Here is a 24,960-nt window from a genome sequence, read left to right on the forward strand (position 1 = left end):
GTTCACAAAAATATTAAATTCACTGCACGTGAACAAATATAATTTATGAACAAATATATTTTTATCTGTTGATATGTAAAATGCATCCGTAATCTAAACTACATGATGAATTGAATCCCTAAGAGAATTAATTTATTTTCCTATCTACTATCTCCATAATTTCATCTTCCAAACTTTCGGTGGCCCTGTCCAGTTCATCAGCTTTCTTCAGAATGTCGTCTACAAATGTTTTATCGAAAAAATCCTTTGCATTGATCTTAACATTCAGATAGGCTCCACGGACGCCGGCCCGCGCAGCCAGTGCACCTACGCCGGCATCGGATACACTGTTGGGATTGCCAATTTCCGCCATGGCTTTCATTACTTCCATGGATTTGTAACATAGATTCATAACTTTAAAAGGAACTTCTATGGCGTATCTGGTGGCGTCATCAACAGCTTTTTGGCGGGATTTTTTTTCAGCTTCTGTCGTTTTAGGTAATCCAAATGCATCCATTATGGCATTAAAGGCATTCGTGTCCTCGTCCACCAGCTTCAGCAGCTCATCGTGGTAATATTTGCCTTTGTCTGCCCAGTTGGAAAACTCTTCCCAGCGCTCATCCCAGCCGCGTTTGTGCGCAGAAAGATTAGCCACCATGGTTCCCAGTGCTGCACCCATTGTACCCATGTATGCCGAAATGGAACCACCACCTGGTGCAGGTGATTCAGATGCCGTTTCTTCTGCGAAGGCTTTCAGGTTCATGTCAATCAGCTTTGGCCTGAGTTCAGCAATCATGTATTCAATGATCTTTTTCCCGGGATCAAAAGGTTTCAGTTCATCCAGGCCAAGTGATTTAACAGCGATTTTTATGATTTCATCATCCGAAATACCGGTGGAGCGCTGTTGTTTTTTCAGGAAATACTTCCCGGCATCCAACATCGCTTTTAGCGGAATCACTCCAACCAGTTCTGAACCTGTAACACGTAGTCCCCTTGCCTGGGCTCTCTGGCATGCAGCATCGAATACTTCATGAACAGAGGTTACTGTAGTATCGGTCAGGTTAAACGAAAGTTGCGCAATGCCATATTCCTCAATGAACCATCCGATACCTTTTACACACTTCAGCAGGCCGGGCTCATAAACCGGTTTGCCGTTTTTGTCCAGGACTTTTTTACCGGTAAGTGTTCCACCTTCTCGTTTAATGCGGCCTTTTTCACGAATATCAAACGCAATAGCATTGGCCCGACGGGTTGAGGTGGTGTTCAGGTTCACATTATAGGCCACTAAAAAGTTACGTGCACTGACAGCTGTTGCTCCGGATTTGGCGACAGATGCGTTATATTCTGCCGGGCCAAAATCAGGTTTCCATTCCGGATCAGCCAGCTTATTTGCCAGACCTTCGTATTCACCTGATCGGCAGCTGGCCAGGTTTTTTCGTTTATCTTCACGTGCTGCAAATTCATAACAGTAGATGGGGATTTTTAATTCCCTGCCGATGCGTTCAGCCAGTTTATGTGCATACACAACTGTTTCTTCCATGGAGATGCCGGAAACAGGAACCAATGGTAATACATCGGTAGCTCCAAACCGCGGATGAGCCCCCTTGTGTTTGCTCATATCAATCAGTTCTGCAGCTTTTTTAACGGCTCTGAAAGCAGCTTCGCAAACTGCATCCGGTGTTCCCACAAACGTTACAACTGTGCGATTTGTAGCCTTTCCCGGATCCACGTCAATAAGCTTTACGCCTTCAACCGTTTCTATTTTGTCCGTGATTTGTTTGATGGTTTCCATGTTGTTCCCTTCACTGAAATTGGGAACGCATTCTATCAGTTGTGTCATACTATTTAATTTTCAAATGTCAGTTTATTGCCGTTTTTCCAGACGAAATCCGGTTTCAGTTTACCCTGCCGGTAGATAATTTCCCTGTAATCATTTATGCTGAACGCGATAAAGTCGGCCATATTCCCCTCTTTCATTATGCCACGGTCATTCAGACCTAAAGCATGCGCTGCACGGCAGGTAATTCCTGCCAAGGTTTCTGTCACGGTAAGTTTTTCGTAAGCACCAAGAATGGCTGCCTGAATAAGCAAGTCGCCCATTGGTGCTGAACCGGGATTCCAGTCTGATGCGATCGCCAGCGAAGCACCTGCGTTTAAAAGCTTTCTGGCCGGGGCAAACGGTAAACCTAACCCGATGGATGCACCGGGTAATACGGTAGCGGTTACATCGCTTTTCCCTAACTGAGAGATGACTTTTTCATCGCTGGCTTCCAGATGATCCACGCTTTTAGCTTTCATATCAACAGCCAGAAGACTACCTCCCAGGCTGAACTGGTCACCATGAACCACGATGTCAAATCCCAGGTTTTTAGCTGCATTTAGATAGGGTTTGGCTTCATCCGCTGAGAAGGCTGTTTTTTCTATAAAAATATCTGCACGCCGCGAAAGTTCCAGTCTCTTAATCTCAGGAAGGAGCTCTTTAGCCAATACTTCCAGGTAAGCTTTATTTGAACCGGAAAAATCCTTTGGCTTAATGTGCGCCGCGAGACAGGTTGCAATTAGGTCAGCTTTAGTGTCTGAACTTTGTATTGCTTTGAGCATTTTGAGTTCACCGGCAACGGATAATCCATATCCGCTTTTAACTTCAATGGTGGTAATGCCATCCTTAAACATGACATCAGCATGTTTCGTAGTTATCCGACTCAGTTCCTCCTGCGATGCTTCCCGTGTTTTCTGCACGGTATTCCAGATACCGCCACCGGCTTCCGCAATTTCCAGATAGGTTTTACCGGCCAGTCGTAGGGCATAGTCGTTGGCCCGCGATCCGACATAGCAAATATGTGTGTGACAGTCAATCAAACCCGGGAATGCCACATGATTGCCATGGACCCATTCAATTTCGGTTGTGGATCGGTCTATTTGCGAAGCCAGCTCCGTAAAGTCACCGATAGCTATGATTTTTCCGTGGTCAGACAGAATTCCTCCATCCGAAATTATTTCCAGCTGATCATCGTTTAACGGACCTTTAACCGGAAGTTTATCCATGGTTACAATTTGCCGGAACGGACCTGTTAGTTTCATAATCTTGTTATTACGATCTTTCGTTATAAATGTAAGGTAAATTGTTAATATACAATTAAAACCATGTGTTATCAATTCTACCCCTAACCCCTAAAGGGGAATATCAGATGTACATCTGAATTTTCTCCCCTTCAGGGGAGTCATAGGGGTAATTGAAAAAACTTGTTTTGTCGTTTAAAACGACCAACCATGAACTCCTTGTTGCAAACGAGGAGTAGTTTTACAATGACAAACCAAACTTATCCCTGTTTCCTACAGCCTTGTCATATCCTGCGTCTGCATGCCTGAAGATGCCCATGGCAGGATCGTTATACAGCACCTGTGATATGTTTTTGGCAGCCTGTTCAGTTCCGTCTGCCAGTATCACCATGCCGGCATGTTGTGAAAATCCCATACCCACGCCGCCTCCGTGATGGAACGATACCCAGGTGGCTCCACCGGCCGTATTTGCCATCAGGTTAAGCAGCGGCCAGTCCGACACCGCATCACTACCATCCAGCATGCCTTCTGTCTCCCGGTTCGGTGATGCTACCGATCCACAATCCAGATGATCGCGGCCAATGACAATCGGCGCTTTCACTTTGCCTGTTTTTACAAGGTCGTTAAAGATCAGACCGGCCTTTTCGCGCTCACCGAAACCCAACCAGCAGATCCGGCTCGGTAAGCCCTGAAATGCCACCTTTTTCTGTGCCTCTTCCAGCCATTTGATCAGGTGTGTGTTTTCCGGAAAAGCTTCCATCAGGGCACGGTCAGTTGTATAGATATCTTCCGGATCACCCGATAAGGCTACCCAGCGAAACGGCCCCTGTCCATCACAGAAAAGCGGACGGATAAACTCCGGTACAAAGCCATTATAGTCAAATGCATTGGTTTCACCACCCCGGCGGGCAAATTCCCGCAGATTATTGCCGTAATCAAAAACCACACTGCCCCTGGCTTTCATTTTCAACATAAAACCCACATGTCGGGCCATGCTCTTTAAGGCTTTATCCTTGTAAGCTTCCGGATCAGATGCCCTTAGTTTACCGGCTTCCACCAGCGTAAGGCCATTAGGTACATAGCCATGAACCGGATCGTGAGCAGATGTCTGGTCTGTCAGAATCTCAGGGATTATATCATCCTGAATCAGTTTTTCCAGCACATCGCCAATGTCGCCGACCAGACCGACAGAAAGAGCTTCTCCTTTTGTTTTTGCATCTAAAATCCATTGTGTGGCTTCTTTGTAATCAGAGGTCATACGGTCCACATATTTGGTTTCAAGACGTTTCTTTATGCGTTCCGGATCAATATCCACACCCAGAAAAGTAGCACCGGCAAGTGTTGCCGCCAGGGGCTGAGCACCACCCATGCCACCTAAACCACCGGAAACAATCAGTTTGTGTCTGAGGTCACCGTTGAAGTATTTCTTACCGCATTCTGCAAAGGTTTCGTATGTGCCCTGCAAAATCCCCTGGGTTCCGATATAGATCCAGCTTCCGGCAGTCATCTGGCCGTACATCATCAGTCCGCGGGATTTCAGTTCTTCAAAATGTTCCCAATTGGCCCAGAAAGGCACAATGTTACTGTTGGCAATGAGAACGCGCGGTGCATGAGGATGGGAGCGGACCATCCCAACCGGTTTTCCCGATTGAACCAAAAGGCTGTGATGCTCATCCAGCTCGAGCAGGGCCTTGATGATTTTCTGAACAGCTTCCACGTTACGAGCAGCCTGTCCGGTTCCCCCATATACGATAAGGTTTTCCGGGTCTTCTGCTACCTCTGCATTCAGATTATTGAGCAGCATCCGCAAAGGTGCTTCCGTTTGCCATGATTTGGCATGGAGCGTATTTCCCACGGGAGCTTTGTAATTTGGATGTGAAGCATATGTCTTAATAAATTCCGAATAATTCATGTGTGTCGTTTTTAAAATCAATATGGTGTTCCTGAGCCAGATAATCTGTCAGGCGTAACAATTCTTTGGACTGAATAATTTCAATTGCTTTATTAATATCAGGATAAAAGAGCCTGTCGCTTTCTGCAAACTCAATTTTTGACCGTATAAAATCGTAGCAGTGATCCATGAGAAACCCTGATTTCATGGGTCTTCTGAATTCAAAACCCTGGGAAGCTGTCAGCAATTCAATAGCCAGAATTTTCTCCAGATTTTCAACTATTTTCAAAGTTTTCCGTCCACTGATGGATCCCATACTCACATGATCTTCCTGCCCCAGAGAAGTTGGAATGCTGTCTGCACTGGCAGGAAAGCAGAGACTTTTATTTTCACTGACCAGGGCTGCACTGGTATATTGAAGGATCATAAAACCGGAGTTCAGGCCGGTGGTCTTCATCAGCAGTTTTGGCAAACCGGGTACGCTTTCAATGAGTGATAGATAGATGCGACGGTCAGATATATTCCCGATTTCGGCAGCAGCAAGCGCTGCATAATCCATGGGCAGTGCGATGGGCTGACCGTGAAAATGGCCTCCTGTTATGGTTTTTTCTTCGCTGAAAATTATGGGATTGTCAGTCACCGAATTCATCTCAATCTCAACCGCTTCCTTCAAGTGCAACCAGGCGTTTCTGGAAGCCCCGTGAACCTGTGGGATACATCTTAGGGAATACGGATCCTGAACGCGGGTGCAGTTTTCGTGAGATTTTTCAATTTCCGAATGTTTCAGCAACGTACGGATGCGTTTCGCCACATATTTATTGCCTTCATAGGGTCGAAGTTCATGCAGGGCTTCATCAAAACTTTTAAAGGAACCCATCATGGCTTCCAGGTTCATTGCAGCAATGATATCGGCATGATCCAGACAGTTTTTGAGCCGCTCTGTGATCAGCGTGGCATGTGCCAGCATAAACTGTGTACCGTTGATCAGGGCCAGACCTTCTTTGGGACCCAGTTCAATGGGCTCAAGTTTGAAAAGTCTGAATATTTCTTCAGTTGGATATTCCAGACCATCGTATATCACACTTCCGAGGCCGATTAAAGGAAGGAACAAATGGGCCAGTGGAGCAAGATCGCCCGAGGCACCAACAGATCCCTGGGAAGGAACAACCGGAATGACATCGTGATCAATATGCCACATTATGCGTTCAATAGTTTCAAGCGCAATACCGGAAAAACCCTTCGCCAGTGCATGAACCTTGAAGATCATCATGAGTTTAGCGATCTCCGGATCTACCGGTTCACCAACGCCTACACTGTGACTTTTCAGCAGATTGTATTGAAGTTGCCTGGTGTCCTCTTCGTTGATCAACGTGGTGCAGAGTGGCCCAAAGCCGGTATTAATACCATAAACCACCTTTTTATGGTGAACGATATTAAGTACAACCTGACGGTTTTCATTGACTTTGTTTATTGTATTTTCGGACAGGATTCCGTTTGTAGTGCCCCGGGCCAGTTCAAGTGCAAGCCCAACACTCATATGATCCTCTCCGTACCGAAATTCTTGTTTAGACATTCCTGTTATTTTAATTTCTGATATAAGACATCAGATACTAAATATACGGCTTTGAACAGGCTCGAAAAATGATAAAAATTAGGAAGGATATATGATTTTAAACAGCTTGGAAAACAGTCAGGCTGTCCAAAAAGACAAATAAAAATATTTTGAACTTATAAATTGTAAGCAATCTTTCTTTTACCCCTCCAAACCTCTCCGTCAGCTGACGGAAGGCTTTAAGTCCCCTTCAGGGGATTTAGGGGTAATTTCGTAAAAACTACTTACAATCCGAAAGTAAATATAATTCTGATATCACTTTTTGGACAGTATGACTCAAATTATATATTACCAATATAAACTTTTGTATATTACAAATATAAACCTTCGTTCTGCTATTTCTGATACTCCTTCTTTTTGCGTTTGTAGTAATCCTGAAGAATATAAAAGGCCTTCTTTTTAGCTCCGGTTTCTGAAACCAAACCCTTACGGTTCCATCCATCCTGTACATCGGGAAGTTGTCTGAGTGGCGACATGAAATCCACCAGAATCCAGGGTGTCATACCCGAAAGTCCAGGGACCCGATCAAACATGGCAATATTTTCTTTATACATAAATTCCTGGTATTCTTCACTCCAGCGCGTCAGTGAGTCAGCATGAAATCCCTGGATTGCTCCACCGCCAAATTCACTGACGATAACGGGTTTGTCATAGTCGATCACAAATGTTTTCTTACGGCATTCCAGCGGACTGCCACCATACCATCCAAGATATTCATTGAAACTGATGATGTCCAGTTCCTTGCCTATCGGATCACTCACCACATAAGTGCTGTCCGGATGTCCATCCACGGCCTGATCTTTTTTACAGGCAGCACTCAATAAACGGGTTGGATCCTGTTCCCGTACATGATGCGCAACAGCAGTCAGAAATGCATTACGCGCTTTGGTCGGTCCGGTTTCATTGGCAATAGACCAGATAATGCTCGATGCCCGGTTTTTATCTCTTCGGATCATCTCTGAATACTGGGTTTTCGCTTTCTCCAACACCTTGTCATTAGACCATTCAATCCCCCAGTAAAGCGGCAACTCTTCCCATAGCAGAATTCCCATTTCATCGGCCAGACGTACAATGTTTTCCTGATGCGGATAATGTGCCAGACGTGCAAAGTTACAGCCCAGTTCCTTAGTCCAACCCAGTACAAGTTTTGCATCATCAAAGCTATGTGCCCGGTCTCTGCGAACCGGATTTTCATCGTGAATGGAGATCCCTCTTAAAAAGATCGGTTCACCGTTTAAAAGAATCTCTTTCCCTTTTGTTTCAATCGTCCTGAATCCTATTTTATCTGAAATCTCATCATCACCGGCTTTTAAGGTTACCTTATATAGTTTCGGGTTTTCGGGTGACCACAAACTTAATTTTCCCGATTCCAGTGTGAATTTTGCTGCTCCGTTTTCATCGAGCTTAACCTCTTTGCTGATCTTTAATTCAGGGATAGAAATAGTTGCCTGATCCGGCAGATTTTCGCCTGATATTTTTATGCTTCCCCGGATGGTTTTCTTTTTACTGTTTAATGAAGCTTTATCAAGATACAGGAAATAATCATCGATATAAGTTTGTGGTACTTCAACCAGGTATACATCGCGGGTTATGCCGCCGTGGTTATACCAGTCTGTTACTTTTCCTGGAATGTAATCACTTTCCCTGCTGTTGCTAATGCCAAGAATAAGAAAGTTATCCTTGTCTTTTATCAGGTTTGTTACCTCGAAACTGAAGGGTGTAAAACCACCTTCATGGTAACCCAGACGCCTACCGTTGAATGTGTAGGTTGTTTTGTAATTGGCTGCTCCAACATATATAAATACCCTGGAGTTTTTCAGTTTAGGTTGAAAATCAAACGTTTTGCGGTACCATATGCTGCCTTCATAGTAGTAGAGATCTTCTTTTTGCGAATTCCATGAACCGGGTACCCAAAGGTTTTGTGCATAGTCAAAACTATATTCCACACGATCAGATTTGTCTTTTGGTTTAGCATTTCTGTAAATAGGGCTGAACCCGATTTGTCCGGTTTCATACTGGTCCATTACATACTTCCACTTTCCGTTTAAAGACTGTGTTGTACGATTTTGGATGTTAGTGATGAAGTTATCCTGTCCAACTGCATTGTGAGGAATAATTAAAACCGCCATTATGAAAGCTGAGAGCCATATAATATTTTTTCTGATTATTCCGGAAGAGGTTGTTACTGATGCCATTTTTATAACGTTAATTAATATTACAGTGGTTAAAGATAGAGGTTTTAGTCAGTTCATACTATAACGGATTGTACAGATTCTGTAAGGAATTGGATAAATCCAGATACTGAAAAACGGTTTGGAAACGAATTTGAGATTATTCCTGAAGTTTTTGTGCCGGATCAAAATAATTGTTAAGAATAGAATCTGCCTGCAATTCACCTGATATGATTTTTTCGACTTTTTCCCATGTTCCGTTTGCGATCAACGGTTTTAAAGGTTGGTCGAGTTTTGCAATTTTTATAAAGACTCTTGCAATCTTCTTGTCCCATGTTTTATGATAGCGAAGCAGATCATCGGGATAGACCATTTTGCGTTTTGTACCTTCGTTGGCTGCCCTGAAAGGTTCTACTATGTTCAGATAACCATAATCATCTGTTAATTCTTCTCCCGGTTGAATGTCGCGTATGGCAATTTCAAAATCGTAGGCTGTTGACAGGCAGTTGGATTTAAAACTGTGATTTATGAACCGGCCGTTATCCCAGCAAAAAATATAGTTGCCCTTGTTATTCCTGAATGTGTAATTTAATATAACGGACTGGTAAACCGGTTCCATATTCTGAATTTCCTGAAGCGTAAATTCCCGGTCCAGTTTATCGTGAACCCATATTATGGTTCCGGCTGGTATGGTTTTGGTGGCAACTACTCCATAGCCAATCTCTTCGCTGATGAACTTTAATTCGGTATGCGGGTGTATCATAACAGAACAACAATTATGGCCATATTATTTATGCTGATGGCAGGTGCAAATATCTGTAAAAAGTTTATTTCAGATACGTTTTGATGACTAAATATTTTAGTTCGGTATCACCCACATTTTTAATGCCATGCTCAGTGTTAGGGGGACAGTAAAAACTGGCATATGGTCCTGCCACTTTTGTTTTTCCATCCAGATAAAATTCTGCCGTTCCTTCCAGAACAAAAAAGAACTCATCTTCAAGGTGTTTATGTGGTGGATGTGTTGCAGAATGAGGTGCGACTACGCTCATCTTAAGCGTTCGGCCATCGAGAAATTCCTTATCCGCGAACCAAAACTGATAACCAACTTTTGTTTTGACCGTATCTTCCCATGAAAATCGGGAGACACAGTTTTCAATGGTAAACTGTTTTTGTGATGTTGCTGTTTCAACCCTTTTCTGAGCACTTAATATTGTGCAGGCTGAAAAAATAAATATTGAGGTGATAAGTATGTTTTTCATTTCGAAGTACATAAAAGAATAATTTCTTCGAATTTACGTTTTTTTTACGGTTAGATCTTGCATACACTTGAATTTTAATAACCGTCGTTTACCGACGAAAACCTGTCGTTTACCTTATTTGGCTGTGAGCTCGATTGACGATGGATTATTTTTGATGTAATTTGTAACAAATACAGATACTTGTCGTAATTCAATAAAATTTTATTCATGGTTTCACTCACCAATATTCATAAATCCTATATAACCGGACATAATCGTCTGCATGTGCTTAAGGGCATTGATATGCATATAGAAAAGGGAGAACTCGTTTCCATAATGGGATCATCCGGATCAGGAAAATCCACCCTTCTGAACATTCTTGGGATGCTGGATAATTACGATAAGGGGAAATATATTCTGGGAGGTAAGCATATCATTAACATGACAGAAACCACAGCTGCCCGTTACCGCAATAAAATGGTGGGATTCGTATTCCAGTCTTTTAATCTGATTTCGTTTAAAACCGCGTTGGAAAATGTGGCATTGCCCCTCTATTATAAAGGTATCAGCAGACGAAAGCGGAATGTGATTGCAATGGAATATCTCGATAAGGTTGGATTAAGGGACTGGGCGACGCATTTACCCAGTGAACTTTCAGGAGGGCAGAAACAAAGAATCGCCATTGCACGTGCTCTGATTTCAGATCCGCAGCTTATCCTGGCCGATGAGCCAACCGGAGCGCTGGATACCCAAACATCGTATGAAGTTATGGAGCTGCTGAAGCAGATTAATAATGAAGGAAAGACCATATTGATTGTAACTCACGAAAACGACATCTCGAAGATGACACGCCGGATTATCCGGCTGAAAGATGGCCGTATTGAGAAAGAAGAATACATTGAAGCTCAAACCGTATAATTATGTTTGATTCCAATATCTGGCAGGAAATTGCCTCAACAATAAAACAAAATAAACTACGGACTTTTCTCACCAGTTTTAGTGTTTTTTGGGGGATTTTCATGCTCATTCTGCTTCTTGGCGCCGGTAACGGGTTGTCAAATGGCATGAAGGAGAATTTCTCGGATGATGCCACAAACTCTATTTTCTTTAATTCAGGAACCACAAGTAAGGCATATAAGGGATTGAAACCCGGCAGGCGTATTCAGTTTGAGAATGAAGATATTGACAATATAAAAAAGAATTTTCCTGAGGTAGATGATATTTCAGGCCGGTTTTTTCTGCCCTGGGGTGAAACAAATGTTTCTTATGGGAATGAATACGGGAGTTACCAGGTATTGTCTTGTATGCCCGATTATCAGAAAATTGAGAATGCCGTAATGATGAAAGGCCGGTTCATTAATGATGTGGATTTAAAAATGACCCGGAAGTATGCAGTAATAGGTGAGGAAGTGGCTAATAAACTGTTTAATGGCGATGAGCCACTGGGTAAGTTTATTAAAATAAACAGTGTTATGTTTCGGGTCGTCGGTGTTTATCATGATAAATCAGATTGGGATAATAAAAGAGTGTATGTGCCCATGACAACTGCACAAAAACTGTTCAACGGAGCAAACCGGGTTCATAATATTGCGCTTACCGTAGATGATATGTCGATAAAGCAGAATCATGAACTGGAATCCCGTTTTTTAAAATACTTTTCAAAGAAATATCAGTTTGATCCTGAAGATAAAAAAGCGCTTTACATCAATAACAGGCTTGAAAACTACACAAGGGTTCAATCCGTATTTGTGGGTATTAAAGCCTTTGTGTGGATCATCGGTATTTTCACAATTATTGCTGGTGTTGTAGGTGTCAGTAATATCATGCTGATTACCGTAAAAGAAAGGACCAAGGAAATAGGAATAAGGAAGGCACTGGGAGCAACACCGGGGAGTATAATTTCACTTATTATACTTGAAGCGGTTATAATTACCGGGATTGCAGGTTATCTTGGAATGGTCTGTGGCATTGGTTTGCTGGAACTGCTCAATATGGCTATGGAGAAGGGTGCAGAGGCGGCGCAGAGTCAACAGGGACAGGGAGGTATGCCATTCAGTAATCCAACGGTTAATCTTACTATTGCCGGTATTTCAACGCTGGTTCTGATTATCTCAGGTGTAATAGCAGGTTATTTTCCGGCAAGAAAGGCAACTAAAATTAAACCTATTGAGGCATTAAGAGACGAATAAGTTATGTATATAAGTGTTTTTGATTCGGATTTCTGGCAGGAGATATGGAGTTCTCTGAAAAAGAATAAACTACGTACGTTCTTAACGTCGTTCGGGATATTCTGGGGAATTTTTATGCTCGTTGTCATGGCTGGAGCAGGACAGGGATTGGCGAATGGAATCACTGAAGGCTTTGGTAATTTTGCAACAAACAGTGCTTTTTTCTGGACCCAGCCGACCGGTGAGCCGTATAAAGGTTACAAACGCGGCCGTTTATGGGATCTTACCAATGATGACATGGCCTATATAAAGGAGAATGTAAAAGAGTTACAATATATCGCTCCCCGGTTACAGGGATGGCGACAAAGCAATGGAGACAATACACATTATAACAACAAAAGCGGATCATTTTATATCAAAGGCGATTATCCTTCTTACAGGAATATTGATCCGTTCACTGTACTAAAGGGCCGTTTTATTAATGATATCGATATCATGGAAAAACGGAAAGTCTGCATAATTGGTGAACGTGTTGAGGAAGTATTATTTGATAAGGATGAAGATCCGGTAGGAAAATATATTAAGGTCAATGGTGTCTGGTTTCAGGTTGTAGGTGTATTCACTCCGGATACACAAATGAATTTTGGTGGTGATAAAAAAGAGTCGGTCTTTATCCCTTTTACAACGTTACAACAGACATACAATTACGGGAATGAAGTTCACTTTTTTTCAATTACCGCTAAGCCGGGTGTGCCTGTTTCGACAGTGGAAGATAAGGTTGTTAAGATTTTAAAGGACCGGCATGATATTGCCCCTAATGATAAGGATGGAGTGGGACATGTGAATGTTGAAATGCAGTTCAAGCAGATTAGCATGCTTTTCTCGGGTATCAATATTTTAACATGGTTTGTAGGGATTATGACGCTGTTTGCAGGCGTAATAGGCGTAAGCAATATTATGTTGGTCATTGTTCGTGAAAGAACGCATGAAATAGGTATTCAGCGCGCCATTGGAGCCACACCGGCTAAAATAATTACGCAAATTCTGTCAGAATCCATTGTACTGACAACCATTGCCGGATATGTAGGTTTGTTTTTGGCTATGATGCTTTTGGAAGGTGTTTCATATGGTTTGGAAAAAGCAGCTGAAAATCCGGATAATACAATCGTATTGCAGAACCCGCAGATTAGTTTTGGTGTTGGAATTGCTTCGCTGATAATACTGATCATAGGTGGGGCACTGGCAGGTTTGCTCCCTGCATACAGAGCCGTAAAGATGAAAGCAATAGACGCATTGCGCGATGAATAATATGAACTAAAAAGAATAATAAACATAAAAATATAGCCATTATGAAGATCGTTAAAATTGCATTTGGAGTGATTATTGGGCTCCTTTTTATCTGGACGTTCTACTTTTTATATCAAAAATCGCAGAAACCTCCTGTTCAATACCAGATTAAGAAACCTGAGATTGGTAACATCATTAATAAAACAGTTGCAACCGGCAGTGTGGTTCCCCGACAGGAAATCCAGATAAAACCACAAATATCAGGGATTATTGATGAGATTTATGTGGAACCGGGTGATCATGTTGAAAAAGAACAGGTCATTGCCAGGGTAAAGATTATTCCTGATATGGTGAACCTGAATTCCGCAGAATCACGTGTTAAACAGGCAGATATCAAACTGAATGATGCCAAACTGGATTATGACAGGCAAAAGGAATTGTATGACCGCGAGGTTATTTCCAAAAGTGAGTTTCAGAAAGTGGTCACGTCGTTTAATGCAGCCAAAGAGGAACTGGCTGCAGCTGAAAATAATCTCCAGCTGATAAAGGAAGGTGTAATTAAAGATTATGCCAATGCATCGAACACGCTTATTCGTGCCACTATTACAGGCATGGTTCTCGATGTGCCGGTGAAGGAAGGTAATTCGGTCATTCAGGCCAACACATTTAATGATGGTACTACTATTGCTACCATTGCAGATATGAGCGATATGATCTTTGAAGGAAAGATTGATGAAACTGAGGTCGGCAAGATCAGAAGCGGGATGGACCTGATGTTGACTATTGGTGCCATTGAAGAGAAAAAGTTTGATGCAAAACTGACCTATGTGGCACCAAAAGGCGTAGAAGAAAACGGGGCCATTCAGTTTGAGATCAAAGCAGATGTAAAACTGAATGATAAAGACTTTGTAAGGGCTGGTTATAGCGCCAATGCAGATATCGTTCTGGATAAAAAGGATAGTGTGATGACCATAGATGAAAGTCTCGTGAGGTTTGAAAATGACACGGCTTATGTTGAAATTTTCAAAGGGAACGAAGATGGAAGACAAATGTTTGAAAAGAAAGAGATAAAAACCGGTTTGTCAGATGGAATAAAGATTCAGGTTTTGAGTGGTTTGACACTAGATGATGAGATTAAAGGTGAAAAGGAACTAGCAAAAAAGGATAAACCAACAACCGAAGAAATCTAATAATATTATGAAGATCAGATATTCAGTCATACTGCTTTTTCTTGGAGTGACTTTGCTGAGTGCCAGGGCACAAAAACTGTGGACACTTCAGGAATGCATCGATTACACACTGGAAAACAACCTCTCCCTGCGTCTCCAGGAACTGGATGTAAAGGATAAGGAGGTTTTGTTGAAAAGTGCCAGAAATCAGGCATTGCCAAATTTATCCGGGAGTGTAAATCTAACGGAAAGTTTTAATTTCTCCGGATCAAGTGATAACACCTTTTCACAGGGTAATTCATTTAATACTGGATTTGGCGCGTCTGCAGGGATGCCCCTTTTTAACGGATTTGCTATACGAAACAGTGTGTCACAGGCGAGGGTTGACAGGGAAGCTGCAGAATACAACCTGGAATCCAGAAAAAACAATGTCCTTCTGCTGCTTTTGCAGAGTTATCTGGATATTTTAATGAAAAAGGAATTGGTGACAATTGCGGAAGAACAATTGGCAAGTACCCAAAAGGAAAAGGAAGCAGTGGAGATTAAATATGAAGTGGGGGAAGTCTCAAAAGATATCTATCTGGAAAACCTGGCTCAGGAAGCACGGGAGACTGCGACTTTGAATGAGGCTAAAAATAACCTGGCTTATTCAAGACTTGTGATGGCTCATATCCTGGATCTGGAGAATCCTGAAGAATTCGATGTGGTGACTCTTAAACTGCCGGAAGTAATGGCAAAAGTTACACTGTATAATGCGGCCATATTGTTTAATGAAACCAAACTGACCTGGCCCGATATAAAAAGTGCAGAAAAGAATCTTGAAAGTTCAGAGTACATGGTTGCACAGGCAAAATCCGGTTATTATCCATCAATATCAGCTTTTGCAGGGTATTCGGCCAACTATTACAATACGTCCAACCTGTCATTTTCCGATCAGCTTGATGCATATTCAAGACCGTACCTGGGAGTAAATGTAAATATTCCGATTTTTAGCCGACTGAGTAACCGGAACAATGTTAAAAGGGCGAAGCTGAATTACGATGCCATGGACCTGCAACTGGCCCTGGTAGAAAATCAGTTGCGTGAAACCATAAAAGAAGCATATGTTTCGGCAGTAGCAGCGCAGTCCAACTATGAGTCAGCCCAGAAAACACTGGATGCCACAAAAGAATCTTTCCGTTTTGCCGAAGAAAAGTATAAGGTTGGAGCCATTTCCCCGTACGACTATAATACTTCAAAAAGTCAGTTGATGCAGGCTGAATCAGAAATGTTACGGTCAAAATACCAGTTTATCTTTTCTTCAAAGGTTCTGGAGTTTTATAAAAATAATAACATTACGTTCTAATATACCTGCAAACCTTAATTAATAGGTAGAAGTAACCGGTTCATCCTGAACCGGTTTTTTTATGGTATCTCCGTTTACGGTAATGGTTGTTGTAAACTGGTTTAAATTGAACAGTGGTGAATCGGCGTTAAGCGTATCTCCTCCTGATATCAGAGTGTCGAAATGTATATTCCGCACCAGTTTTGTACTATCCCAACCGTCAATCTGAATGCGATCATTTCCACGTTCAAAGGTTTGAATTTGGTCGAAACTAATGTTGTGTATCTCACCCGGCCAGCTCTGTGAACCTTTTTTATTTCCCAGCTGATCTGTATTCCGGATTACAATTAGCTGGCCAGAGGTGTATATCCTGAGATTCTGAAAGGTTACATTATATATATCTGTACTTTGTAGTGATAAAACTGACAGGGCTGCCTTATTTGTCTCCTCATCACGTACAAACATAATATCGCAATCCGAAACATGAATATCTGAAATATATTCCGCTAGTGTTTCAGGACCAATACTTACGGCGTTGTTATTATCAGACCAGAAACGACAGTTTTTAACGGATATATCCGATGCCGGTAAAGCTGATCCAGGGTTAATGCTGTCATTTGAAAATTCCCTGTTATTGCCTATCCCTTTTACTGAAACCACATTTCCGCCGCTTCGGATCAGGCATCCTGATATGTTTATATTGGAACTGTTCGCAATTGTTACACCATTGCTCTCCCATATGGCCGGATTGATAATAGTTATATTCCGGATGTTGGCTTCATCGCTTTTATATACGAAAATCCCATTGCCTTCCTCTGGCAGAATGATGCTTATGTCGTTTATGCTGATGTTGCTACAGGCTTCAAAATCTATCGCATTGTGTATTATGGAGTCGCCCGGGGGAATTATGATGCCCTGACCAAAGATCTTTATGTTTTCAGCATTTTCAGCTTTGATATATCCTTTAATAATTGCACCTGGTGCTAAATAAAGCTTCCGGTTACTTTCAAGACTGATGGTTTTATTTGCTGAAGCAGGAATGTCATGGATCCCGGGTTCAAAATACAACAGTCCCGGACTATCCGGTTTTGGTGCATCTTTAGAAGGATTTGCGGCAACCAGATGCAGGGTTCTGCCCCTGTAATCACCATTCAGGATCACCGTAAGCTGAGTTGGTTTATAGAGCTTAAAGGAAACAGTACCATTGTTTTGTATTTTATATTTTATACTGTCGGATTCAGGCAGAAACCGCCATTTGGTATAACCTGAGGAGGGGAAATTTGTCTTAATCTCTACCATTGCTGAATCTGTAAAGCTAAATATACCATAGGATATGTTATTGCCATATCGTGAGGGGACAGATAGAAGACTAAGTACTTTATTATCCGCTTTAACAATAAATGCTTTTGATGGATTTACCGATGGTGGTAAACTATGAAGGTAGACTTCTGCACCTGTATTTAGAGATAAAAGTACGAACAGACCGGTTAAGCATATGATTTTCATGGTAGAATCTTTGTGCAAAGATATGAATTTGTCATAAATCTTTGATCTTCAGTTTTATGCTATGGATTTTAAGGTAAGAAGAATGCTGAATTTACTATATATTAACACAAAATAGCACTTAATGTTAATATAATGTTAAATAATTAAAATATGAATGGATATATTGTAATGCGCAGTAAGTCAGGCAGTAACGCATTTTATGCTGTTAAGCATATAATTAAGTCTTGCGCGGACTAGAGTTTGTAACTATCAGTATTGCAGTGTGTTGATACTGGCACGGTCTGTGTGTATGCACTAATGTTAAAATAATATTAATAAAATGTTGTTAAAATGTTGTCTGGTAAAATTAAATAATCTATCTTTGTTATGTGAATATAAATTAAAAGCCATGAAAAGAATAGTAAAATTAATATTGGGGATGGTCCTTTTAACAGGAACAATGGCTGCACAAGATATGTTTATTTCTTCGGGTGCTGAAGGAAAATCTGATAAAGCTTCTTTAACCTGGGTTGTTGGTGGCGGAATTTCTGTCAGCCAGAATGATGCCTCACCGGTATTAACACCAGAGTTTTATGAAAGTCAAAAAACAGCATTAAGCCTTAAAGCTAATTTACCGGCTGTTGAAGTCGGTGTTTTTCCAAATCCCGTTACTGAATATGTAACAGTTTCTGTGAAAAATGATAGAATGAAAGGTGGTAAGGTTTATATTTCCGATATGTCCGGAAAAAACATTTTGTCCGGTGAATTGGAAAAAGAAAATACAAAACTTATTGTTTCATCACTTGCTTCAGGAATTTACACGGTTAACACATTCGACAGATATGGCAACAATTCCGGGGCAACTAAAATCGTAAAAAACTAAATCTCATAGCATGAAAACAAGAATACTTATATTAGTTTTAGTTGTGGCAACGTCATTTGCCACAATCGCACAATCAGTTCCTGGTTTCAGTTACCAGGCTGTTGCAAGAGATGCTGGTGGTAACATTATTGCTAATCAGAAAGTAGGTATTGAGATCAGCATTCTGAAGAACTCCGTAGAGGGTGAACTGGCTTACGTAGAAGAGTTTTCACCCATGACCAATAACTATGGTATCATAAACCTGACCATAGGTACAGGATCACCAACTTTTGGCTATTTTGAGGATATCGACTGGTCGGTTGGTGAGTATTTTGTAGGTGTAGCCATGGATCCGGATGGTGGTCATGAATATGTGGATATGTCAACAAGTCAGCTTTTAAGTGTGCCTTATGCTATGTTCGCAAAGAGTGCATCAACCGCTCAGTCAGTCGACGGTGTGGATGCCAAAGCAATAAACGACCTCAAAAAAAGTGTCGCAGATTTACAAACCAAGCTGAAATCAGTAAACAAGGTGTTAATGGGAGATGGCCTGGTTGATGACAGGGATATAAATAATATTGTTGTTTACGATACTGTTACCACCAAGGATAATATTAACTGGATGGCAGACAACCTGAAAGCTGAAATATATACTGATGGTACACCTATTCAGGATGTTAAAGCATACAATAACGATCCGGTGGTTGCTCAGGAATACGGGTATCTGTACAGTTATGAAGCCATTGTCGCTGCAGACAAGAATATCTGTCCCGATGGTTACCGTTTACCAAGCAGTGCTGAATGGAGTGTGTTGCTGCAAAAATATGGTGGATCTGTTATGGCCGGTGCAGCACTTAAGGAAGCTGGTACATTTCACTGGGATGTTCAGGCCAATGGGGTAAGTGGTGCTGCTGAAACTGAGATTGTGCCTGCTGGAATGGTTGCTGCCGACGGATCAAGTACCGGTCTCGGAACCAGGGCTTATGTCTGGACAGGAGAGGAATCTGCAGACAACCCGGATTATGCTGTAGCATACCAGTTTAATACTGAAAATAATCTTGTGATTAAAGTGAACATTAAAAAAGATGCTAATATATCTGTAAGATGTATTAAGGAATAAGAAATCGTTCGATGATAAAAAATATATTTTGAGGGTTATTGACCTTGAGGTAGTAGGATGAGGTAGGACCGCCGGAGGGCGGTCCTTTTTTTTGCCTTTTTTCATTTTATCACTACAGGTTTATTATCTTTGCAAAACTTTTTTAACAAGGGAATTGAATATGTCAAATAATCTTCAAACAGAACTAAGCGAACAGGAATTAATCAGAAGAAACAGCCTCGACGAATTAAGAAGTCTGGGCATTAATCCTTATCCCGCAGAAAAATTCGATGTAAGCCATTACTCCGCACAGATTAAGGAAAGTTTCAGGGACGAAGAAGATTTTGGAAAGGTTACCCTGGCAGGACGTTTGATGAGCCGCCGTATTATGGGTAAAGCATCTTTTGCTGAACTGCAGGATGCAGAGGGCCGTATTCAAATGTATATTTCCAGGGACGATATTTGTCCTGATGAAGATAAAACATTATACAATACCGTATTCAAAAAGTTGCTTGATATCGGCGATTTTGTAGGTATCACGGGTCATGTATTCAGGACCCAGGTTGGTGAGATTTCCATTCATGTGGAATCACTGTCAGTGCTGTCTAAATCATTGAAGCCTTTACCAATTGTAAAAACAAAGGAAGGAAAGGTTTATGATGCATTTTCTGATCCGGAAATGCGATACCGACAGCGTTATGTTGACCTGGTGGTTAATCCGAAGGTGAAAGATACATTTGTAAAACGTACAAAACTTATTAATTCTGTTCGTGATCTGTTTAACAGCAAAGGATATCTTGAAGTTGAAACGCCGGTGTTACAGCCAATTCCGGGTGGTGCAGCTGCCCGTCCGTTTGTAACTCATCACAATGCGCTGAATATTCCATTATATATGCGTATTGCCAACGAGCTTTACCTGAAACGGTTAATTGTTGGTGGCTTTGATGGTGTATATGAGTTTTCAAGAAACTTCAGGAATGAAGGAATGGACAGAACCCATAATCCGGAGTTTACGGCTATGGAGATTTACGTAGCCTATAAGGATTACAACTGGATGATGGATCTGACCGAAGAACTGGTTGAAAAAGTTGCGCTCGATCTTCATGGTACCACCAAACTTAAAGTGGGAGATAAAGAGATTGATTTTAAGCGCCCGTATAAGCGGATTACCATGTTGGATGCCATTAAGGAACATACCGGTATAGATATATCGGGCATGAACGAAACTGAACTGCGTGATGTGTGTAAGCAGATCGGTGTGGAGGTAGATGAAACAATGGGTAAAGGAAAGATCATTGATGAAATATTCGGTGAGAAATGCGAAGAAAGCTACATTCAGCCAACTTTTATTATCGACTATCCCGTGGAAATGTCTCCTTTGTGTAAAAAACATCGCTCAAATCCGGAGCTGACTGAACGCTTTGAACTCATGGTAAATGGTAAGGAACTGGCCAATGCCTATTCTGAGCTCAATGACCCCATTGACCAGCGTGAAAGGTTTGAAGAACAACTGAAGTTGCTTGAAAAAGGAGATGATGAGGCTATGTTTATCGATCAGGATTTTCTGCGTGCACTGGAATACGGAATGCCACCTACTTCAGGAATGGGTATAGGCATAGATCGTCTTGTCATGCTGATGACCAATCAGCAGGCCATTCAGGAAGTACTCTTTTTCCCTCAAATGAAACCTGAAAAACGTTCATTGCCCGATAGCGATGAGAAATTTATTGAACTCGGTATTGCGCCTGAATGGGTTGATGTGGTTCGGAGTTTAGGTTACAAAAAGGTAATACAGCTTAAAGAAGTTAAAGCCTCTAAGTTTTTCAATGACCTTTGCGGCTATAACAAAAAAAATAAACTTGGCTTAAAAAATCCATCAATAGATGAGGTGAATGCATGGTTTGCCTCATTTGAATAACATGGAAAAATCAGATGCTAAAATAGGAATTGTAGGAGGAGGTAGCTGGGCTACAGCTATTGCCAAGATGTTGCTTGAAAATGTTGAGCGGATCAATTGGTATATGCGCGATAAGGAAAACCTGCAACGGTTTAAGGTGCTCAAACATAACCCGTCCTATCTTACGATGGTTCGTTTTGATACGGATCGTATTTTTCTGAATTGTGACATTAACAAAGTCATTGAAAAATCTGATATTCTCATTTTAGCCATTCCCTCACCTTATTTGAAACCGGCATTGAAAAAGATCAAAGTTTCAATGAAGGATAAGATTGTGTTTTCTGCTATAAAGGGAATTGTTCCCGACGAGAACATGATAATCGGGGAATATATTAACCAGGTATTCGAAGTGCCCATTGAAAATATTGGTGTCATTACCGGACCCTGTCATGCCGAGGAAGTGGCGATGGAACGCTTGTCTTACCTCACGCTAGCCTGCCAGAACCGTGAAACAGCTCGCATGATGGCCCAGCTGTTAGGCAGTCATTATATAAAAGCCAATATATCTGATGATATCTATGGAACAGAATATGCCTCGGTTCTGAAGAACGTGTTTGCCATTGCAGCAGGCATTTGCCATGGACTGAATTACGGGGATAATTTTCTTGCGGTGCTGATCTCAAATGCTATTCAGGAGATTAAACGGTTTGTTGATACGGTCCATCCGATATCACGCGATATCAAGGATTCGGCTTATCTGGGTGACCTGCTGGTAACCTGTTATTCACAGTTCAGCCGTAACCGAACCTTCGGAAATATGATTGGTAAAGGTTACTCAGTGAAAAATGCGATTCTGGAGATGCATATGGTGGCAGAAGGTTATTATGGTGTGAAATGTATCAAGGAAATCAACGAAAAATATAAAGTGTCAATGCCGATTACAGATGCCGTTTATAATATTGTTTATGAACGTATTTCGCCTGCAATAGAGATTAAATTATTGCATGAGAATCTACGGTAGGGATATGCCTTCGTTTATTTTGAAATAATAGCCCGGAATCTATTCTAAAATCGTCAGTATGAAAAAGTCAATAGCAGATATTACTTTTATCGTTATATCAACGATCATTTTGTTAGTTTTTAATCATTATGGCATAATTGAAAAGTACAATGGATTTGCGCTCATTCCGATTCTTATTGCCTATTATCTTGGTCAATTTGTGATGCGAATTACAAATAAATAATTACTCTTGCCCGGTGAAAGCTTCACAGATTCTTCCTCATGTGAACCTAAAAGGCTGTCATTCTGAGCGTAGTAAGAGGAAGCGAAGAATCTATAAGTAATATTGATTTTTAGCCGGATAACAATGATAAATAATCCAGATAATTTATATCAGGTAAAGGTATTTCTTGGGATGAAAAAGAGAGGCGATCTTTCCGGGCCGCCTCTCTTTTTTATGATCATATTTGTTTTCTCATCGTTTTGTAAGCATTTATCAGGGCATTGGTTGACCCGTCATGCGCTGTTACTTCGCCATCTCCTTCCAGCTCGGGAAGAATCTGATTGGCTAACTGTTTCCCCAATTCGACACCCCACTGGTCAAAACTGAAAATATTCCAGATGATACCCTGTACAAATATTTTGTGTTCATACATGGCAATCAGTGATCCTAAGGTGTGCGGTGTCAGTGCCTTAAACAGAATTGAATTGGTTGGTTTATTGCCTTCAAATACTTTAAATGGCAGAAGGTTTTCAATTTCATCGGGAGTTTTACCTGCGGCTTTTAATTCTGCTTCAACCTGCAAAGGTGTTTTACCCACCATTAAAGCTTCGGTCTGAGCAAAGAAATTTGCCAGCAATTTTGGATGATGGTCGCTTAATGGATTATGACTGATTGCAGGTGCCATGAAATCGCAGGGGATTAATTTTGTTCCCTGATGAATCAGTTGATAAAAGGCATGCTGACCATTGGTGCCGGGTTCCCCCCAAATGATGGGTCCGGTTTGGTAAGACACCTTTTCACCATTTCTATCCACATATTTCCCGTTGCTTTCCATGTTCCCCTGCTGGAAATACGCTGAGAAACGATGCATGTACTGATCATAAGGCAGAATAGCTTCTGTTTCAGCACCATAAAAGTTGTTGTACCAAATGCCAATGAGGGCCAGAATAACCGGGATATTATTTTTAAAGGGTGCTGTTCTGAAGTGCTGATCCATAGCATGAGCACCTTCCAGCAATTTAACGTAATTATCGAAGCCGATGGCACAGGCAATGGAAAGACCTATCGCTGACCATAAAGAATATCGACCGCCTACCCAGTTCCAGAACTGAAACATATTTTTAGTGTCTATTCCAAACGCAGAAACTGCCTCTGAATTGGTTGAAAGGGCCACGAAATGCTTGGCCACAGCCATCTCATTTTTAGCAGCTTCAAGGAACCATGATTTCGCTGAATTCGCGTTAGTCATAGTTTCCTGAGTGGTAAATGTTTTGGATGCAATTATAAAAAGGGTGGTTTCCGGATTGACTTTTTTTAATGTTTCGGCTATATGTGTCCCGTCAACATTGGAAACGAAATGCAGGTTTATATTTTCTTTTTTATAAGGTTTTAAAGCCTCAGTGACCATTAACGGGCCAAGATCGGAACCACCAATACCGATATTGACTATGTCTGTTATTGCTTTACCACTGAACCCTTTCCATGTACCGGAAATAATGCTTTCAGAAAAAGCTTTCATTTGATCCAGTACTTTGTTGATTTCAGGCATTACATCTTTACCATCAACTAAAACTGGCGTGTTGCTGCGATTTCTTAAGGCTACATGAAGCACAGCCCGGTCCTCTGTCTGATTAATTTTTTCACCGGAAAATTCACTTTCTATGGCTGAATTCAATCCACATTCTTCTGCAAGTTTAAGCAGGAGTTCAAGAACCTTATCATCAATAATGTTTTTTGAAAAGTCAATTAGAATATCCTCGAACCGAAGTGCGTATTTTTCAAAACGGTTGTCGTCGTTTGCAAAAAGATCCTTTATCTGAGTGCCTTTAAACTTATTATAATAAGCTTCTAACTCTTTCCATGCACTTGTTGTTGTCGGATTGATGTTTGGTAACATAATTTTATATTTTTATTGTTTTTTCTGCATTAATTCAAGGTGGGTGGCCTTCACTATTTCATCAACACAAAGATATAACAGATTATTTGAAATTTTTAATTTCAATCGTTCCTGAAGGATAATCTAAATGTTCTTAACAGCATTTAAGCAAAAAGTAAATGGGTATCCTGAGTGCAGTGTTCTGATTTGTAAGAAGAATAAACCTTATTGCAGCCTGTTGCAATCGTTGTTCAGTATTTCAGTTATCCTGATTTTCGTTTTTGGTAAACCATCCATAGTGCATAAGCCCGCAGTAGTAAACCGGTTTACCTGAACATAATTCAGGTTCAACGTATCTCCTTTATGAAAATCTGAAGGTAGGTTTTCTACAAGCGCACAATTTGAATAGGTCAGTTCAGGAGTTTCGAGTGTGTTCTTCCAGTTTTCGCCAAAAGATTCATTATTGCTGATAAACTGTACAACTGAACCGGCACAGGTTGTTGGCAGAACCCTTGCTTTTGGACAGGTTTTTTCAGGTTCATTTTCGCAGCTGAAAAATAGTGTTATGATCAGGAAAAATACAAACTTTTTCATACCGATATAACTTATTTAACCG

19 protein-coding genes are annotated in these 24,960 nt (G+C 41.2%); 9 read left to right on the forward strand and 10 right to left on the reverse strand.

The window, feature by feature from the left end:
- Positions 1-127: 127 nt before the first annotated feature.
- From ftcD to ACE1EF_RS11260, 7 genes are all read right to left on the reverse strand, one after another.
- On the reverse strand, positions 128-1,819 hold the full coding sequence (gene ftcD / locus ACE1EF_RS11230) for a glutamate formimidoyltransferase (protein WP_375720761.1): 1,692 nt from the start codon (positions 1,817-1,819) through the stop codon (positions 128-130).
- Between the two features lie 5 nt (positions 1,820-1,824).
- On the reverse strand, positions 1,825-3,060 hold the full coding sequence (gene hutI / locus ACE1EF_RS11235) for an imidazolonepropionase (RefSeq protein ID WP_375720762.1): 1,236 nt from the start codon (positions 3,058-3,060) through the stop codon (positions 1,825-1,827).
- Positions 3,061-3,280: 220 nt separating this feature from the next.
- The gene (gene hutU, locus ACE1EF_RS11240) at positions 3,281-4,951 is read right to left on the reverse strand and encodes a urocanate hydratase (RefSeq protein WP_375720763.1); all 1,671 of its coding nucleotides are present in this window, start codon (positions 4,949-4,951) and stop codon (positions 3,281-3,283) included.
- Positions 4,929-6,503 carry a histidine ammonia-lyase gene (gene hutH / locus ACE1EF_RS11245; protein ID WP_375720764.1) on the reverse strand — a complete coding sequence of 525 codons (1,575 nt, stop codon included), beginning with the start codon at positions 6,501-6,503 and terminating at the stop codon, positions 4,929-4,931. The genes hutU and hutH overlap by 23 nt, the downstream gene beginning before the upstream one ends.
- 374 nt (positions 6,504-6,877) lie before the next feature.
- A complete protein-coding gene (locus tag ACE1EF_RS11250; RefSeq protein ID WP_375720765.1) occupies positions 6,878-8,737 on the reverse strand; it encodes a glycoside hydrolase family 2 protein in 1,860 nt (619 codons plus the stop codon).
- A gap of 136 nt (positions 8,738-8,873) precedes the next feature.
- Complete coding sequence (locus ACE1EF_RS11255; protein WP_375720766.1) at positions 8,874-9,476, reverse strand: SET domain-containing protein; 603 nt, start codon at positions 9,474-9,476, stop codon at positions 8,874-8,876.
- A 64-nt stretch (positions 9,477-9,540) separates the two neighbouring features.
- On the reverse strand, positions 9,541-9,975 hold the full coding sequence (locus ACE1EF_RS11260; RefSeq protein ID WP_375720767.1) for a cupin domain-containing protein: 435 nt from the start codon (positions 9,973-9,975) through the stop codon (positions 9,541-9,543).
- A 207-nt stretch (positions 9,976-10,182) separates the two neighbouring features.
- Here ACE1EF_RS11260 and ACE1EF_RS11265 point away from each other — a divergent pair, with 207 nt between their 5' ends.
- Genes ACE1EF_RS11265 through ACE1EF_RS11285 form a run of 5 tightly spaced genes read left to right on the forward strand, consistent with a single transcriptional unit; the run spans position 10,183 to position 15,923 of the window.
- Positions 10,183-10,872, forward strand: a complete 690-nt coding sequence (locus tag ACE1EF_RS11265) for an ABC transporter ATP-binding protein (protein ID WP_375720768.1) — start codon at positions 10,183-10,185, stop codon at positions 10,870-10,872.
- Positions 10,873-10,874: 2 nt separating this feature from the next.
- Positions 10,875-12,143, forward strand: a complete 1,269-nt coding sequence (locus ACE1EF_RS11270; protein ID WP_375720769.1) for an ABC transporter permease — start codon at positions 10,875-10,877, stop codon at positions 12,141-12,143.
- 3 nt (positions 12,144-12,146) lie between these two features.
- On the forward strand, positions 12,147-13,430 hold the full coding sequence (locus ACE1EF_RS11275) for an ABC transporter permease (RefSeq protein ID WP_375720770.1): 1,284 nt from the start codon (positions 12,147-12,149) through the stop codon (positions 13,428-13,430).
- A 41-nt stretch (positions 13,431-13,471) separates the two neighbouring features.
- Positions 13,472-14,599: an efflux RND transporter periplasmic adaptor subunit gene (locus tag ACE1EF_RS11280; RefSeq protein WP_375720771.1), complete on the forward strand. Its 1,128-nt coding sequence runs from the start codon at positions 13,472-13,474 to the stop codon at positions 14,597-14,599.
- Between the two features lie 7 nt (positions 14,600-14,606).
- Positions 14,607-15,923 carry a TolC family protein gene (locus tag ACE1EF_RS11285; protein WP_375720772.1) on the forward strand — a complete coding sequence of 439 codons (1,317 nt, stop codon included), beginning with the start codon at positions 14,607-14,609 and terminating at the stop codon, positions 15,921-15,923.
- Positions 15,924-15,941: 18 nt separating this feature from the next.
- On the opposite strand, the gene ACE1EF_RS11290 is transcribed toward ACE1EF_RS11285, so the two are convergent.
- On the reverse strand, positions 15,942-17,408 hold the full coding sequence (locus ACE1EF_RS11290) for a glycosyl hydrolase family 28 protein (RefSeq protein ID WP_375720773.1): 1,467 nt from the start codon (positions 17,406-17,408) through the stop codon (positions 15,942-15,944).
- A 388-nt stretch (positions 17,409-17,796) separates the two neighbouring features.
- On the opposite strand from ACE1EF_RS11290, the gene ACE1EF_RS11295 reads away from it, so the two are divergent.
- From ACE1EF_RS11295 to ACE1EF_RS11310, 4 genes are all read left to right on the forward strand, one after another.
- Entirely contained in the window at positions 17,797-18,270 is a 474-nt protein-coding gene (locus ACE1EF_RS11295) for a T9SS type A sorting domain-containing protein (protein WP_375720774.1), read from the forward strand.
- 10 nt (positions 18,271-18,280) lie between these two features.
- Entirely contained in the window at positions 18,281-19,369 is a 1,089-nt protein-coding gene (locus ACE1EF_RS11300; protein ID WP_375720775.1) for a fibrobacter succinogenes major paralogous domain-containing protein, read from the forward strand.
- Positions 19,370-19,529: 160 nt separating this feature from the next.
- The gene (lysS, locus tag ACE1EF_RS11305; protein WP_375720776.1) at positions 19,530-21,266 is read left to right on the forward strand and encodes a lysine--tRNA ligase; all 1,737 of its coding nucleotides are present in this window, start codon (positions 19,530-19,532) and stop codon (positions 21,264-21,266) included.
- A gap of 1 nt (position 21,267) precedes the next feature.
- A complete protein-coding gene (locus ACE1EF_RS11310) occupies positions 21,268-22,266 on the forward strand; it encodes an NAD(P)H-dependent glycerol-3-phosphate dehydrogenase (RefSeq protein ID WP_375720777.1) in 999 nt (332 codons plus the stop codon).
- A 440-nt stretch (positions 22,267-22,706) separates the two neighbouring features.
- On the opposite strand, the gene pgi is transcribed toward ACE1EF_RS11310, so the two are convergent.
- Together pgi and ACE1EF_RS11320 are read right to left on the reverse strand one after the other, a co-directional pair.
- Positions 22,707-24,365: a glucose-6-phosphate isomerase gene (pgi, locus tag ACE1EF_RS11315; protein ID WP_375720778.1), complete on the reverse strand. Its 1,659-nt coding sequence runs from the start codon at positions 24,363-24,365 to the stop codon at positions 22,707-22,709.
- 204 nt (positions 24,366-24,569) lie between these two features.
- A complete protein-coding gene (locus ACE1EF_RS11320) occupies positions 24,570-24,938 on the reverse strand; it encodes a hypothetical protein (RefSeq protein WP_375720779.1) in 369 nt (122 codons plus the stop codon).
- Positions 24,939-24,960: the final 22 nt, after the last annotated feature.

The organism is Quyinboa sediminis (genome assembly GCF_042219855.1).
In the GTDB taxonomy this organism is placed as follows: Bacteria; Bacteroidota; Bacteroidia; order Bacteroidales; family UBA5342; genus JBHJHP01.